Here is a 14984-nt window from a genome sequence, read left to right on the forward strand (position 1 = left end):
ACGCCCGAGGCGCCGGCCGCCGGGCGCGCCGTCGGCGCGCGGCTCCCCAAGACCGACGGCGAGCCGAAGGTGACGGGCGCGGACCGGTTCGGCGCCGACGCGCTGCCCGAGGCGGCCTGGCTGAGCCTGCGCGCGGTGCGCAGCCCCCACGCCCGCGCCGCCTTCCGGATCGGCGACCTCGCTCCCCTGCACGCGCGCTTCCCCGGCCTCGTCGCCGTGCTGACCGCCGCCGACGTGCCGGGATCGAACCGCTTCGGCATCTACCCCACCGGCAAGGACCAGCCGGTCTTCGCCGAGGGGACCGTGCGCATGCGCGGCGAGGCGGTGTGCGCGCTGGTCGGCGATGCCGAGACCGTCGCGGCGATCCGCGACGCGGACGTGCCGATCGCCTGGGAGGTGTTGCCGCCGGTCACCTTCGACGATGCGCTCGCCGGCACCGCACCTGATCTGCACTCGCACGCGCCGGGCAATGTGCTCTGCCGCGGCCGGGTGGTGTGCGGCGATGCCGAGGCGGCGTTCGCGCAGGCGCCGCACCGCGCGGCGATCGCGATCGAGACCGGCTTCGTCGAGCACGCCTATATCGAGCCCGAGGCCGGCTACGCCCGCCGCGTCGGCGACCGGATCGAGATCGTCGCCTGCACCCAGACGCCGTACATGGATCGCGACGAACTCGCGCTCATCCTCGGCATCGCGCCGGAACAGGTGCGCGTGATCCCGACCGCGACGGGCGGCGGCTTCGGCGGCAAGCTCGACCTCTCGCTGCAGCCGATGATCGCCGTCGCGGCCTGGCGGCTCGGCCGGCCGGTGCGCTGCGTCTACACCCGCCCCGAGAGCATGGCGTCCACCACCAAGCGCCATCCCGCGCGCATCACCGCGGAGGCGGCGTGCGACGTGGGAGGGCGGCTCCTCGCCTACCGCTTTCACGGCGACTTCAACACCGGCGCCTACGCCTCCTGGGGGCCGACGGTCGCGAACCGCGTGCCGGTGCATGCGATGGGACCGTATCGCGTTCCGAACGTGCGCGCGACCAGTGCTGCGATCCACACCACCGACACGCCGGCCGGCGCCTTCCGCGGCTTCGGCGTGCCCCAGGCGGCGATCGCGCACGAGGCGTTGATGGATGCGCTCGCCGACCGTGCCGGCATCGACCGGCTCGAGTTCCGCGCGCTGAACGCCCTGCGCAAGGGGGATGCGACGGCAACGGGCCAGGTGCTGGAGCACTCGGTCGGACTGGTCGCCTGTCTCGATGCGCTGCGGCCGCGCTGGCGGACCTGGCGTGCGGCGGCGGAGGCGTTCAACCGTGCGGCGGCCGGGCCGCTCCGGCGCGGCGTCGGCGTCGCCTGCATGTGGTACGGCATCGGCAACACCTCGATGTCCAACCCCTCCGAGATGACGATGGGGATCGCCGCCGACGGCGCGATCACGCTCTACTCCGGCGCGGTCGACATCGGCCAGGGCGCGAACACGATCATGGTGCAGATCGCCGCCGACGCGCTCGGTGTGCCGGCCGAGGCGGTGCGGCTGGTGGCCGGCGACACCGACCGCACGCGCGATGCCGGCAAGACCTCCGCCTCGCGCCAGACCTTCGTCTCCGGCAACGCCGCACGGCTGGCGGCCGAGGACTTGCGGCGGCGGCTGCTCGCGCTGGTCAATGCCGGACCGGACGCGACGATCGCGATCGACCTGACGATCCGCGACGGCGATCGCGTGGTGCGCCCCGATCTCGCGCGCCTGACACCGGATGCGAACGGCGACGTGCTGGTCGGCGTTGGCCGCTTCGATCCGCCGACCACCGCGCTCGACCCGGACGGGCGCGGCGTGCCCTACGCCACCTACGGCTTCGCCGCACAGCTCGCCGAGGTGGAGGTGGATCTCGAGCTCGGCACGACCCGCGCCACGCGCATCGTCGCCGCGCACGATGTCGGCCGGGCGATCAACCCGACCCAGGTCGAGGGGCAGATCCATGGCGGGATCGCCCAGGGGCTCGGGCTTGCGCTGATGGAGGAGTTCTTCCCTGGGCGCAACGAGAACCTGCACGACTACCTGATCCCGACCATCGGCGACATCCCGCCGATCGAGACGATCCTGATCGAGGACCCGGAGCCGCTCGGCCCCTTCGGCGCCAAGGGCGTGGGCGAACCGGCGCTGATCGCCACCGCACCGGCGATCCTCGGCGCGATCGAGCACGCCACGGGGGTACGCCTCACCCGCGTGCCGGCCACCCCCGATCGCGTGCGCGCGGCGCTCCTCGCGGCGCCTCCGCCATGACCGAGACCAGGCAGTCCACCGACACGCCCGACGCCGAGGCGCTCGCGCACGCGCGCGACCGCGACGCGGGCATCGTCACCTGCGACGCCTGCCCCGTGCTCTGCCGCATCCGCCCCGGCCGCACGGGCGCCTGCGACCGCTACGGCAACATCGAGGGGCGGCTGACACGGCTCGATCCCTTCGTGATCGCCGCACGCGCCGGCAAGGACGGGGTCATCCCGTTCCTCGGCGCGGACTGGGACGGGTCGCCGCTCTCGGGGGCCACCGCCTTCGTCACCGGGATCGGCGCCGGCACGACCTATCCCGACTACAAGCCCGCGCCCTTCATCGTCGCTTCCGAGATCGACGGCGTCGACATGGTGACCGTCGTCACCGAGGGCATCTTCAGCTATTGCGGGCTGAAGCTGAAGATCGACACCGACCGCTTCCTCGGGCCCGAATGCGCGCCGGTGCGGGTGCGCGGCGAGCAGGTGGGGCACGTCACCACCGCCGAGTACGGCAGCCAGATGCTCAGTCTCGGCGGCGTGCGCCACCTCACCGGCGGGTCGAAGAAGGAGGGACAGGTCACCTGCGAGACCCTGCTGACGCTCGCCAACAAGGGCGCCGTGGAGCTTGCGATCGATGGCGGCGCGCACGTCGTCGTGCAGGCGGGTGCCGCACCGATCATCGACGGCGTGCGCGAGGAGCGGATGCGCGTCGGCTGCGGTTCGGCCACCATCGGCATCTTCGCCCGCCAATGGTTCGGCCACGCCGACGAGGTGATCGTGGTGGACGACCACATCACCGGGGTGCTGACGGAGCATCAGGCGGGGCGCTTCCTCGACATGCGCCCCTCGGGCATCCGCGTGCGCGGCCGCCGTTCCACGCCGGGGCGCTACTTCCAGGTGGCGAACCCGGGCACCGGCTGGGGCGGCACCGACATCACCGATCCGCTCGAGATCATCGAGAGGATCGACCCGAAGATCGCCTGGCCCGGGCTGCGGCTGCTGATGGTCTCCACCACCGGCGAGCATGCGGAATGGTATGTGCTGGACGAGACGCTGACGCCGCGCCCCGCGCCGATGCCGCCCGGGATCGCCGCGGTGGTCGAGCGGATCGGCGAGAACTGCGAGCCGGCCCTCGTCTCGGTGCTGTTCATGGCGGGGGCGGGCGGCAGCTTGCGCGCCGGCGTGACCGACAACCCCGTGCGCCTCACCCGGTCGGTGCGGCGCGAGGTCACGCGCGTCACCTCGGGCGGTGCGCCGGTGTTCGTCTGGCCCGGCGGCGGCATCACCTACATGGTGGACGTGCGCGCCATGCCCGATGGCAGTTTCGGCTCCGTGCCGACTCCGGCGCTGGTGGCGCCGATCGAGTTCACCCTGCCGCTCGCCGACTACGCCGCGATGGGCGGCCATATGGACCGCGTCCGGCCGCTCGCCTCCCTGCGCACGGAGGCGCGGCTGAAGGCGATCCCCTGGGATGCCGCGAATCCCTGGCCCCTGGAGCGCAGCCCGGCATGAGCGCCACCGCGCGGATGCTGCCCGACGGGCGGCTGCATCTGAACCACGGGCCGATCGACGTCGTGCTGCGCGCCTGGGGCGACGGGGCGGAGGTGAAGCGCGCCTACATGCAGGCGGCGGCGGCGTTCCGGTCGATCCTGCCCGGACTCTGTCGCGAACTCCCGCTCCTGCGCCGGCCGCTGCCCGGCCCGCGGCCGGAGGGCTTCGTCGCCCGGCGCATGCACGCGGCCGCCACGCCGTTCGCGGATCGTTTCATCACGCCGATGGCCGCGGTCGCCGGCGCGGTCGCCGACCACCTGCTGGCGGCGATGCGCGACGGCCGCCGCCTCGCCCGTGCCTTCGTCAACGACGGCGGCGACATCGCGCTGCACCTGGAGCCGGACCAGTCCTTCCGCTGCGGCATCGTCACCGACCTGATGGCACCCGGGCTCGACGCGGTCGCGACCATCCGCGCCGAGGACGGGATCGGCGGCATCGCCACCTCGGGCCGCGCCGCCAAGGGGGAGGGCGGGCGGTCCTTCAGCCTCGGCATCGCCGATGCCGTCACCGTCCTCGCCGCGGATGCCGCGACCGCCGATGCCGCGGCGACGCTGATCGCCAACGCGGTCGACCTGCCCGGCCATCCGGCCGTCGCGCGCGTTCCCGCCGTCTCGCTCGACCCGGACAGCGACCTGGGCGACCGGCCGGTGACGGTCGGTCTCGGTGCGCTCAAGCCGATCGAGATCCGTCACGCCCTCGCCGCGGGGGTGGCCGAGGCCGAGCGGTTCCGCTCGCGCGGCTTGATCCGCGCCGCCATCCTGCATCTCGCCGGCGCGCGGGCGGTGTGCGGCCCCGCGCCCGTCGCGATCGCCGCCTGACCCGGGAGAACGCGATGTCCGACGCGCTGATCCGCAAGCTCACCGTGATCCTCGAGGAGACCCATCGCGAGGGCGACCGGGCGGTCGCGCCGCCGACGCGCAAGGCCGCCGCCGTGGCGGTGATCGGCAACCCGTGCGCGGGCCGCCATGTCGAGGACCTGACCGAGCTGGTCGAGGTGGGCGCGATGCTCGGGCGGCTGCTCGCCGAACGCGCGGTCGCCGCCCTGGGCATCCCCGGCGGCGCGGCGCACAGCTACGGCAAGGCGGCGATCGTCGGCGAGGACGGCGAACTCGAACACGCCGCGGCGATCCTGCACCCGAAGATGGGCGCGCCCGTGCGCGCGGTGCTGGAGAAGGGCGCGGCCCTGATCCCGTCCGCCAAGAAGCGCGGCGGCATGGGCACGCCGATCGATGTGCCGCTCGGCCACAAGGACGCGGCCTATGTGCGCAGCCACTTCGACGCGATGGAGGTGCGGGTGCCGGACGCACCCCGGCGCGACGAGATCGTCGTCGCCGTCGTGGTCACCGACAGCGGCCGGCCGCGCCCGCGCATCGGCGGGCTGACGGTCGATCAGATCGAAGGACGCGACGGGCTGCGCTAGATTGCCCGCGCGACAACAGGGAACGACGACAGGAGAGACGAGCATGATGCGAACCACGCGACGCGCTGTCCTTCTCGGTGCCGCCGGCACGCTCGCCGCGCCGGCGCTGATCCGCGCCCAGGGGACGCAGCCGATCCGCATCGGCGAGATCAACAGCTACACCGCGCTGCCGGCCTTCACGCTGCCCTACCGCAACGGCTGGCAGCTCCGCGTCGAGCAGATCAACGCCGCCGGCGGCGTGCTCGGCCGCCCGCTCGAGGTGATCTGGCGCGATGACGCCGGCAGGCCTCAGGACGCCGTGCGGCTCGCGGGCGAACTCCTCGACAACGAGCGCGTCGACCTGCTCGCCGGCACGTTCTTCAGCCATGTCGGCTTGGCGGTCGCCGACTTCGCGCTGCAGCGCAGGCGGATGTTCGTCGCCTCCGAGCCGCTGACCGACCAGCTCGTCTGGGAGAAGGGCAACCGCTACACCTTCCGGCTGCGCCCCAGCACCTACATGCAGGCGGCGATGCTGGTCGAGGAGGCGGCGAAGCTGCCGGCCAGGCGCTGGGTGACGGTGGCGCCGAACTACGAGTATGGCCAGTCGGCGGTGAAGTGGTTCAAGCAGCTCCTGTCGGCGAAGCGGCCCGACGTGCAGTTCGTCGCCGAGCAATGGCCGGCGCTCGGGCGCATCGACGCGGGCGCGACGGTCGCCGCCCTCGAGCGCGAGCGGCCGGAGGCGATCTACAACGTCACCTTCGGGCCGGACCTGACCAACTTCGTCCGCCAGGGCAACACGCGCGGGCTGTTCGAGGGTCGCAGCGTGGTCAGCCTGCTGACCGGCGAGCCCGAGTATCTCGATCCGCTGGCTGACGAGACGCCGCAGGGCTGGATCGTCACCGGCTATCCCTGGGACCAGGTGGAGACGGCCGAGCACGTCGCGTTCCGCCGCGCCTACCAGGCGAAGTACAACGACTATCCGCGGCTGGGCACGGTGGTGGGCTACGACACGATCACCGCGATCGCCGAATGCATCAAGCGCGCGGGCTCGACCGAGACCGAGAAGATGGTCGAGGCGATGAGGGGATTGCCGTTCGCCTCGCCGTTCGGGCCGTGCACCTTCCGCGCGCTCGACCACCAGTCCACGCTCGGCGCCTTCGTGGGCCGGACGGCGCTGAAGGGCGGCAAGGGGACGATGGTCGACTGGCGCTATGCGGACGGCGCGAAGTACCTGCCGCCGGACGACGAGGTGCGGAAGATGCGCCCGCAGAGCGGCTGAAGCCAGACGTTGCGGGGGGCCGCAGGGCCCCCCGCGCCCCCCCTGGAGGGCGCGCCTCCCGCTGGCCGGCGCGCGGCCCCCGACCAACGGGAGGGGGCCCCTGTGCAGGGGGTCCGGGGGACCAGCGTGGTCCCCCGGTGCGTTCCCTCAAGGTGCCCGCGTGGACTTCATCCTCATCCAGTTCCTCACCGGCCTCTCCAACGCCTCGGCGCTCTTCCTGATCGCCTCGGGGCTGACGGTGATCTTCGGCGTCACGCGCATCGTCAACTTCGCGCATGGCAGCTTCTACATGCTGGGCGCCTACCTCACCTGGACCATCACGCGCGCGCTCTGGGACTGGGGCGGTCGCGAGCCCCTGCTGTTCGTGCTTGCCATCCTGTTCGCAGCGCTCGCGGTCGGCGCGCTCGGCGCGCTGATCGAGATCGTGCTGCTGCGCCGCATCTACCGCGCGCCCGAACTGTTCCAGCTGCTCGCCACCTTCGGCGTCGTGCTGATCATCCAGGACATCGCCCTCGCCGTCTGGGGCCCCGAGGACCTGCCGCTGCCGCGCCCGCCCTGGCTGCGCCGCTTCGTCGAGATCGCGGGCAGCCGCTTCCCGCAATACGACCTGATCCTGATCCTCGTCGGCCCGGCCGTGCTCGCCGCACTCTGGTTCCTGTTCCAGCGCACGCGCTTCGGCATCCTCGTGCGCGCTGCGACCCAGGACCGCGAGATGGTCGCCGCCCTCGGCGTCGATCAGCGCATCCTGTTCACCGGCGTGTTCTTCCTCGGTTCCGCTCTCGCGGGTCTCGGCGGGGCGATCGTGCTGCCGAGCCAGAGCGCGTTCCTGCAGATGGATCTCGCGATCATCGCCGAGGCCTTCGTGGTCGTGGTCGTCGGCGGGCTCGGCTCGGTCCCCGGCGCGTTCCTCGCCTCGCTGCTGATCGCCGAGGTGCAGGCCTTCGGCATCGTGCTGGTGCCGAAGGCGACGCTGGTGCTGGTGTTCCTCGTCATGGCCGGGGTGCTGATCGTCCGGCCCTACGGCCTGCTCGGCCGGCCGCAGGCGCATGCGCGCGCGGCGACCGGCACGGTCGAGCCGGTGATCCGCCCGGCACCGGCGATCCTCGGCTGGGCCGGGGCGGTGGCACTCGCGCTCGCCGCCGCCGCGCCGTTCTTCGCCGGTCCCTATGCCGTCACCGTGCTGGTCGAGCTCGCGGTGTTCGTCCTGTTCGCGGCGAGCCTGCATCTCATGATGGGCCCGGGCGGCATCGTCAGCTTCGGCCATGCCGCCTATTTCGGGCTCGGCGCCTATGGCGCGGCGCTGGGCCTGCGCTTCCTCGCCGTGCCGATGGAGGCGGGGCTCGTGCTCGCACCCCTGCTCGCCGGCCTGTTCGGGCTGGTGTTCGGCTGGTTCGCGGTGCGGCTCTCGGGCGTCTATCTGGCGATGCTGACCCTCGCCTTCGCGCAGATCGTCTGGGCGGCGGCGTTCCAGTGGGTGGAGTTCACGGGCGGCGACAACGGCATCCTCGGCGTCTGGCCGTCGGACTGGGCGCGCGGAAAGGCGGCCTATCTCTGGCTGGCGATCGTCCTCTGCATCGGCGCCACGCTGCTCCTGCGCCGCATGATCCACGCGCCCTTCGGCTACGCGCTGCGGGCGGCGCGCGATTCCGAACTGCGCGCGGAGGCGATCGGGCTCGACGCCGTGCGTATCCGCCTCGGCGCCTTCGTGATCGCCGCGCTGGGGGCGGGGCTCGCGGGCGGCGTCTATGCCTACGGCAAAGGCAGCGTGTTCCCGACCTACATCTCGATCCCGAAATCGATCGACGCGCTGCTGATGGTCCTGCTCGGCGGCGTGCAGACGGTTTCCGGGCCGATCGTCGGCGCGCTCGCCTACCACACGCTGTTCCTCACCGTGCTCCAGGCCTTCGCCTGGTGGCGGCTGGTCCTCGGCCTTGCGATCGTGCTGCTGGTGCTTGCCTTCCCGCAAGGGATCGCCGGCTTCGTCCGTCAGCGCTACGAACGCGCGCGCGGGATCGAAGGCGCATGAGCGGCCCGGTTCTGGAGGCGCGCGGCCTCCACAAGCGGTTCGGCGGCGTGCATGCCGTGAACGACGTCTCGCTCGCGGTGCATGCGGGCGAGATGCTGGCGCTGATCGGGCCGAACGGCGCCGGCAAGTCCACCTGCTTCAACCTGCTGAACGGCCAGCTCGGCGCCGATGCGGGCGAGGTGCGGCTCGAGGGCCGGCCGCTCGCCGGCCTGAAGCCGCGCGCGATCTGGCGTCTCGGTGTCGGGCGGACGTTCCAGATCACCGCCACCTTCGCCTCGATGACGGTGCGCGAGAACGTGCAGGTGGCGCTGATCAGCCACCATCGCCGGGTCTGGTCGTTCTGGCGGCCGGCGCGCCGCCATTTCGGTAACGAAGCGGACGCGCTGCTCGCGCAGGTGGGCATGGCCGACCAGGCCGAGCGGCCCTGCGGCGTGCTCGCCTATGGCGATCTGAAGCGCGTGGAACTGGCGATGGCGCTGGCGAACGATCCGAAGCTCCTGCTGATGGACGAGCCGACCGCGGGCATGGCGCCCTCCGAGCGCATCGCGCTGATGGAGCTGACGCGGTCGCTGGTGCGCGAGCGCCGGCTCGCCTGCCTGTTCACCGAGCACGACATGGACGTGGTGTTCGGCCACGCCGACCGCATCATCGTGATGAACCGCGGATCGCTGATCGCCGAGGGCGACGCCGCCGCGGTGCGGGCCAATCCGGCGGTGCGCGAGGTCTATCTCGGCAGCGGCGGACACTGATGCTGAGCATCCGCCATCTCGACGCCTTCTACGGCCGCGCGCACATCCTGCGCGACGTGACGCTCGAGGTCGCGCGCGGCGAGGTGCTGGTGCTGCTCGGGCGGAACGGCGCGGGCAAGTCCACCACCATGAAGGCGATCATGGGGCTGGTGCGTCCCGCGCCCGGCGCCTCTGTCCGCTTCGACGGCACCGAGATCGCCGGCCGCGCGCCCCACGAGATCGCGCGCATGGGCCTGGGCTACGTGCCCGAGGACCGGCGCATCTTCACCGACCTCACGGTGATGGAGAACCTCGAGGTCGGCCGCCAGCCCGCGCGCGACGGGCTCGAGCCCTGGACGCCGGAGCGGCTGTTCGCGATCTTCCCCAATCTCGCGCGCATGAGGGACCGGCCCGGCGGGCGGATGAGCGGTGGCGAGCAGCAGATGCTGACGATCGCGCGCACGCTGATGGGCAATCCGCGCCTGGTGCTGCTCGACGAGCCCTCCGAGGGACTGGCGCCAGTGATCGTGCAGCAGATGGCCGAGGCGATCGCGGCGGTGAAGGCGGCGGGGCTGACGATCGTGCTGTCCGAGCAGAACCTGCACTTCGCGCGGCGCGTCGCCGATCGCGCGGCGATCATCGAGAAGGGGATCGTGCGCTGGACCGGCACGCTCGCCGCGCTCGATGCCGAGCCGGACATCAAGGCGCAGTACCTGTCGGTCTGATACCCGGCCGACAAAGGTTCGACCTTTGCCGGCCGGGCATCAGGCCTTGGTTCTGCGCGCGGCCGCCCCTTGAGCCCCGCGCGCCATACCCTCCGCACAAAGGTCAAACCCTTGTGCTCCGGGTATGACAGCGATCTATTCCGTCATCTTGGACGTCAGCCCGCGCGTGTCGACATGCGTGAAGTTCTCGCTCGGATAGGCGTGGATGTAGCCCTTGAATGAGAACCAATGAGAACCACACGCCGAACGGCCAGACATGCCACTGCCGCGGCAGCTCGCCGAACGGGATCGTGCCTGCCTTCACCTTCTCGGCTTTCCGTTCGAACGTGTACGGCGAGTAGAACATCCTCCCGCCGTCGCGCCACTCCATCAGGATCTTCTCCACCTTCGTGCACGACATGCCCGAGACGGTGAAGTCGATCGCGGTGAAGGCCATGTGCTGGCTGGTCTTGGCCCGCCCCGTGTAGCCCTGTGTCGGGCCGTCGGAGGCCTGGTTGAACGCCTCGCTGCGATAGACGCTCTGCAGCTTGATCGACTTGCCGAGCTCCTCGCGCAGGGCGTCGAGGATGATGATGGTGGGGATGATGTTGTCCCAGAGCCGCATCGGCGGCTTGCTGTTCTTCGTGCCGAACTTGTTCTTTGACGCGGTCCGGGCCAGCAGCTCCTTGTAGGTGAAGTGCTTCAGCCCGAGCGCGTCGATCCTGGCGGCGAAGGCTTCCTCGTCGAAGGCCATCGGTCATCCCTTCCGGCGGCGTGTTCTGGCACGGGAAGGTTACAGTCTTGTGTCCGGATCGGACATGGCGGGCTGCCCGGCCGTCATCCGGCCCAGCGCGGCGATCCCCGGCGAGGACGCGGCCGCCACCGCCGCCATCGCCAGGAACGATCCGCCACCGAACCGCTCGTACAGCAGGCCGGAGAGCGGGTTCAGCACCGCCGTCGCCAGCCCCGGCCCGAGCGCGGAATGCAGCGCCTGGGCGGTCGCGCCGCGCTCGGGCGGCACCATGCGCGCGATCAGCTGCGCCGCCCCGACCATGGTCATGGCGAAGGAGACGGCGTGCAGCGGCTGCAGCATGGCGAGCAGCAGCGGATCGGCGGTCAGCGCCGTACCGGTCCAGCGCAGCGCCGCCCCGCCGGCCCCCGCGGCCAGCAGCCGCACCGGGCCGAGCCGTGCCATCGCGCCGCGGCCGAAGGTCAGGAGCAGGATCTCGGCGAGGATGCCGAGCACCCAGAGCGCGCCGACCAGCCCCGGCGACAGCCCCGCCCGGCCCCAGTGCAGCGCGGAGAAGCCGTAGTAGAGGGCGTGGCTTCCCTGCGTCAGGCCGGAGACCAGGAGAAGCAGCGCGAAGCCCGGCTTGCGCAGCAGGTCGGCCGCGCCGCCGCGCCCACGCGCCGGCCCCACCCCGGCATCCGGCAGCAGCGCCGCAGCACCCACCACCCCCGCCTGCAGCGCGAGCACCAGCCAGGGCAGGAGCCACGGTCCGGTGGCGCCGAGCACCATCCCGCCGAGCCCGGTCGCCAGCATGAACGAGAGCGATCCCGCCGCGCGCATCCGGCCGAAATCGCCACCGCCGACCGCCGCCATCCTCAGCGCCACCGCGTCGCCGATCGGCAGGAGCGGCCCCGCCGCCAGCGCGGCAAGCACGACCGCGGTGACCAGCAGGACCGGCCCCGCCTCGGGCAGCATCAGCAGGAGCGCGATCGCGCCGAGCCCGGCGGCACCGACGGCGACCGCGCGGCGGTCGCCGATCGCGTCGGCGAGCCGGCCGCCCAGCGGCGCCGAGACGAGCCGCGCCGCCTGGCTCGCGCCGAGCGTGGCGCCGAGAAAGGCGGGATCGAGGCCGCGCGCGGCGAGGAACACCGGCAGGAAGGGCAGGCTGATCCCCGGTCCGGCGAACAGGGCAGCGTAGAACAGGGCCATCCGTCGCGCGGGCCGCATGCGCGCCCGCATAGGGGGCGGTCGGCCGCGCCGCAAGCGGACGCCGGCGCGCCGGCCCGGCGGCAGTGAACCGGATCGTGATGCAGCCACGCCACAGCTGTGGCCCGCTTCACGCGCGTGTGGCTTGGCCGCGCCAGTCGGGGCGTCGATTGTTGCCGCCCATGGCCCGCCTCCTGTTCGTCGCGCTCGCGCTCGCCGTCGCCGCCCTGCCCCGCGCCAGTTCGGCCGGCGAGGAGCGGGGCCCGGTGGTGCTCGAGCTGTTCACGAGCCAGGGCTGCTCGGCCTGCCCGCCGGCGGACAGGCTGCTCGCCAAGCTGGCGCGCGACGGCGGCGTGATCGCGCTCTCCTTCCACGTGCCGTACTGGGACCACATGGGCTGGCGCGATCCCTTCGCGCTGCCGGTCTCGGTGCAGCGCCAGCGCGGCTATGCGCGGGCGATGAAGGAGCGCTCGATCTACACGCCGCAGCTCGTCGTGCAGGGTGCGGCGCATACGGTCGGCCACGACCGGCCGGCGGTCGAGCGGCTGATCGCCGCCGCCCCCGCCGCCGCGACGATCGCGGTCGCGGTCGCGGCGAACAGCCCGCCCATCCTGGCGGTGTCGATCCCCGCGCTTGAGCTGCCGCAGGGCGGCGCGCAGCTCTGGCTGGTCGCCTTCACCCGGACCGAGGCGCGCCAAGTGCTGGACGGCGAGAATGCCGGCCACCTGTTGCGACACGCCAACGTGGTGCGCTGGGCCGGCCCCGTGGCCGTGATCGAGGCGGTGCCCGTCGAGCTCAGCCTCTCCGCCGCGGAGGCCGAAGGCGCCGATGCCGTGGCGCTGCTCTTGCAGAAGCCGCGCCAGGGACCGGTGCTGGCGGCCGGGCAGGTCGCGCTCCGCTGAAGTCGCCACGGCGACTTCGCCGTTGCGCCGCGCCCCCTCCTCCGTCCAGTCTCCGCCCATGACCGGGGTCGTCGAGTCTCCCCGCATCCGGGCCGTGCTTGGCCCGACCAATACCGGCAAGACCCATCTCGCGATCGAGCGGATGCTGGCCCATGGCTCGGGCGTGATCGGCTTCCCGCTCAGGCTGCTCGCGCGCGAGAACTACGACCGCATCGCCGCGCGCGTGGGCGTGCAGCGGGTCGCGCTCGTCACCGGCGAGGAGAAGATCGTCCCGCCCGGCGCACGCTGGTTCTGCTGCACGGTCGAGGCGATGCCGCTCGACCGGCCCTTCGCCTTCCTCGCCGTGGACGAGATCCAGCTCTGCGCAGACCCCGATCGCGGCCACGTCTTCACCGATCGGCTTTTGCATGCGCGCGGGCGCGAGGAGACCATGTTCCTGGGCGCCGAGACGATCCGTCCGCTCCTGCGTCGGCTCGTGCCCGAGGCCGAGATCGAGACCCGTCCGCGCCTCTCGGCGCTCGCCTTCGCCGGCCATGCCAAGCTCTCGCGCCTGCCGCCCCGGACGGCGATCGTCGCCTTCTCGGCCGCCGAGGTCTATGCGATCGCCGAGGCCCTGCGCCGCCGCCGGGGGGGATGCGCGGTGGTGATGGGTCGGCTCAGCCCGCGCACGCGCAACGCCCAGGTGGCGATGTACCAGGCCAAGGAGGTCGATTTCCTGGTCGCCACCGATGCGATCGGCATGGGGCTCAACATGGACGTCAACCATGTCGCCTTCGCCGGCCTCGCGAAGTTCGACGGCCGCCGCCTGCGCGGTCTCGCCGCGAGCGAGGTCGCCCAGATCGCCGGACGGGCCGGGCGCGGCATGGCGGACGGCACCTTCGGCACCACCGCCGAGGCGGCGGCGCTCGCGCCTGAGATGGTCGAGGCGGTGGAGGGGCACCGTTTCGATCCGCTCGATCACCTCGTCTGGCGCAACTCCGCCCTGGAGTTCGAGAGCCTCGAGGCGCTGCTCGCCTCGCTCGACCGCGCGCCGCCGGGGCCGGGACTGGTGCGCGGCGCGGATGCGGCCGACCATCTCGCGCTCGCCGCCCTGGCGCGCGATGCCGAGATTGCCGGTCTCGCGCGCGGCCGGGCGGCGGTCGCGCTGCTGTGGGACGCCTGCCAGGTGCCGGACTACCGCCGGCTCGGCGACGAGTCCCACGCGCGCATCTGCGCGCGCATCTTCCGTTTCCTGCGCGACCGGCCGCACCGCGTCGATCCGGGGTGGGTCACGCGCGAGCTCGACCTGCTCGACCGCACTGACGGCGAGCTCGACACCCTGATGGCGCGGATCGCCTGCGTGCGCACCTGGTCCTACATCGCCGGCCGGCCCGGCTGGCTCGCCGAGCCGGCCCCCCTGATCGAGCGCTGCCGCGCGCTCGAGGACCGCATCTCGGACGCGCTGCACGAGCGGCTCACCGCGCGCTTCGTGGATCGGCGCGCGGCGCACCTGATCCGCCGGCTGGATGCCGCCTCGGACGCCGAGCTGCTCTCGGCGGTCACCCGCGACGGCGCGGTCGTGGTGGAGGGTGACGCGGTCGGGCGGATCGAGGGCTTCGTCTTCCACCCCGACCCCGGGGCGCAGGGGGTCGGCAGGCAGGTGGTGCTGCGCGCCGCGCGCCGGGCGATGGCGGCCGAGGTGCCGCGCCGCGTTGCCTTGCTGGAGGCCGAGGGTGACGACGCCTTCGCCTTCACGGCGGGGGGGCGGATCGCCTGGCGCGGGGCCGAGGTGGCGCGGCTCAGGCCCGGTGCCTCGGTGCTGCGTCCGTTGATCGAGGTGCCGGGCGGCGAGTTCCTCGACGGCGCCCAGCGCGAGCGCATCCGCGCGCGGCTCGCGGCATGGCTCGCCGGCCAGGTCGCGGCGACCTTCGGCCCGCTCGCCGCGCTCCGGCGTGCCGCAGCGGATGAGCCGGGACTGCGCGGACTTGCGCATCTGCTCGAGGAGGGACTGGGCATCGTGCCGCGCCATGCCGCCCTCCTGCCGCGGCTGGCGCCGGCGCGGCTCGGGCAGCTCGGGCTGAGGATCGGCCGCCACGCCGTGTTCCTGCCCGCCCTCCTGCGCCCGGCGGCGACCGCGCTGCGGGCGCGGCTCTGGGCGGCGGCGCGCGACGTCGTACCGCCGGTCCAGCCCGGTCTCTTATAAACATCTGACGCTGCCGACCAAA

General features: G+C 72.8%; 12 protein-coding genes. 10 read left to right on the plus strand and 2 right to left on the minus strand.

The window, feature by feature from the left end; genetic code table 11:
- The 8 genes from FK498_RS11975 to FK498_RS12010 all read left to right on the plus strand — a co-directional run.
- Positions 1-2268, plus strand: a 2268-nt coding sequence (locus FK498_RS11975; RefSeq protein ID WP_141854855.1) for a xanthine dehydrogenase family protein molybdopterin-binding subunit, incomplete at its 5' end; no start/stop codon positions are given.
- Positions 2265-3767, plus strand: a complete 1503-nt coding sequence (locus tag FK498_RS11980; protein WP_141854857.1) for a 6-hydroxynicotinate reductase — start codon at positions 2265-2267, stop codon at positions 3765-3767. The genes FK498_RS11975 and FK498_RS11980, both read left to right, overlap by 4 nt.
- The gene (locus tag FK498_RS11985; protein WP_141854859.1) at positions 3764-4624 is read left to right on the plus strand and encodes a UPF0280 family protein; all 861 of its coding nucleotides are present in this window, start codon (positions 3764-3766) and stop codon (positions 4622-4624) included. Before FK498_RS11980 ends, FK498_RS11985 begins: the two co-directional genes overlap by 4 nt.
- A gap of 14 nt (positions 4625-4638) precedes the next feature.
- Positions 4639-5226: an amino acid synthesis family protein gene (locus tag FK498_RS11990; protein WP_141854861.1), complete on the plus strand. Its 588-nt coding sequence runs from the start codon at positions 4639-4641 to the stop codon at positions 5224-5226.
- A gap of 43 nt (positions 5227-5269) precedes the next feature.
- The gene (locus tag FK498_RS11995; protein WP_141854863.1) at positions 5270-6484 is read left to right on the plus strand and encodes an ABC transporter substrate-binding protein; all 1215 of its coding nucleotides are present in this window, start codon (positions 5270-5272) and stop codon (positions 6482-6484) included.
- Positions 6485-6644: 160 nt separating this feature from the next.
- On the plus strand, positions 6645-8510 hold the full coding sequence (locus FK498_RS12000) for an ABC transporter permease (protein WP_141854865.1): 1866 nt from the start codon (positions 6645-6647) through the stop codon (positions 8508-8510).
- Complete coding sequence (locus FK498_RS12005; RefSeq protein WP_141854867.1) at positions 8507-9259, plus strand: ABC transporter ATP-binding protein; 753 nt, start codon at positions 8507-8509, stop codon at positions 9257-9259. The genes FK498_RS12000 and FK498_RS12005 overlap by 4 nt, the downstream gene beginning before the upstream one ends.
- The gene (locus tag FK498_RS12010) at positions 9259-9963 is read left to right on the plus strand and encodes an ABC transporter ATP-binding protein (protein ID WP_141854869.1); all 705 of its coding nucleotides are present in this window, start codon (positions 9259-9261) and stop codon (positions 9961-9963) included. Before FK498_RS12005 ends, FK498_RS12010 begins: the two co-directional genes overlap by 1 nt.
- A gap of 103 nt (positions 9964-10066) precedes the next feature.
- On the opposite strand, the gene FK498_RS12015 is transcribed toward FK498_RS12010, so the two are convergent.
- A complete protein-coding gene (locus FK498_RS12015) occupies positions 10067-10696 on the minus strand; it encodes a D-Ala-D-Ala carboxypeptidase family metallohydrolase (RefSeq protein WP_141854871.1) in 630 nt (209 codons plus the stop codon).
- A gap of 39 nt (positions 10697-10735) precedes the next feature.
- Positions 10736-11881, minus strand: coding sequence for an MFS transporter (locus FK498_RS12020; protein ID WP_161988393.1), 1146 nt, complete (start codon positions 11879-11881; stop codon positions 10736-10738).
- A gap of 179 nt (positions 11882-12060) precedes the next feature.
- On the opposite strand from FK498_RS12020, the gene FK498_RS12025 reads away from it, so the two are divergent.
- The gene (locus FK498_RS12025; protein ID WP_161988394.1) at positions 12061-12780 is read left to right on the plus strand and encodes a thioredoxin family protein; all 720 of its coding nucleotides are present in this window, start codon (positions 12061-12063) and stop codon (positions 12778-12780) included.
- A 58-nt stretch (positions 12781-12838) separates the two neighbouring features.
- Positions 12839-14962: a helicase-related protein gene (locus FK498_RS12030; protein ID WP_237560923.1), complete on the plus strand. Its 2124-nt coding sequence runs from the start codon at positions 12839-12841 to the stop codon at positions 14960-14962.
- Positions 14963-14984 lie beyond the last annotated feature (22 nt).

The sequence above is a fragment of the Elioraea sp. Yellowstone genome (assembly GCF_006704265.1).
Taxonomy (GTDB): Bacteria; Pseudomonadota; Alphaproteobacteria; order Acetobacterales; family Acetobacteraceae; genus Elioraea.

Bases quoted from the DNA above. Each gene is read 5' to 3' on its own strand.
- FK498_RS11985 (WP_141854859.1), top strand. From the start codon at position 3,764: ATGAGCGCCACCGCGCGGATGCTGCCCGACGGGCGGCTGCATCTGAAC.
- FK498_RS12025 (WP_161988394.1), top strand. From the start codon at position 12,061: ATGGCCCGCCTCCTGTTCGTCGCGCTCGCGCTCGCCGTCGCCGCCCTG.
- FK498_RS12010 (WP_141854869.1), top strand. From the start codon at position 9,259: ATGCTGAGCATCCGCCATCTCGACGCCTTCTACGGCCGCGCGCACATC.
- FK498_RS12030 (WP_237560923.1), top strand. From the start codon at position 12,839: ATGACCGGGGTCGTCGAGTCTCCCCGCATCCGGGCCGTGCTTGGCCCG.
- FK498_RS11980 (WP_141854857.1), top strand. From the start codon at position 2,265: ATGACCGAGACCAGGCAGTCCACCGACACGCCCGACGCCGAGGCGCTC.
- FK498_RS11995 (WP_141854863.1), top strand. From the start codon at position 5,270: ATGATGCGAACCACGCGACGCGCTGTCCTTCTCGGTGCCGCCGGCACG.
- FK498_RS12015 (WP_141854871.1), bottom strand. From the start codon at position 10,696: ATGGCCTTCGACGAGGAAGCCTTCGCCGCCAGGATCGACGCGCTCGGG.
- FK498_RS11990 (WP_141854861.1), top strand. From the start codon at position 4,639: ATGTCCGACGCGCTGATCCGCAAGCTCACCGTGATCCTCGAGGAGACC.
- FK498_RS12005 (WP_141854867.1), top strand. From the start codon at position 8,507: ATGAGCGGCCCGGTTCTGGAGGCGCGCGGCCTCCACAAGCGGTTCGGC.
- FK498_RS12020 (WP_161988393.1), bottom strand. From the start codon at position 11,881: ATGGCCCTGTTCTACGCTGCCCTGTTCGCCGGACCGGGGATCAGCCTG.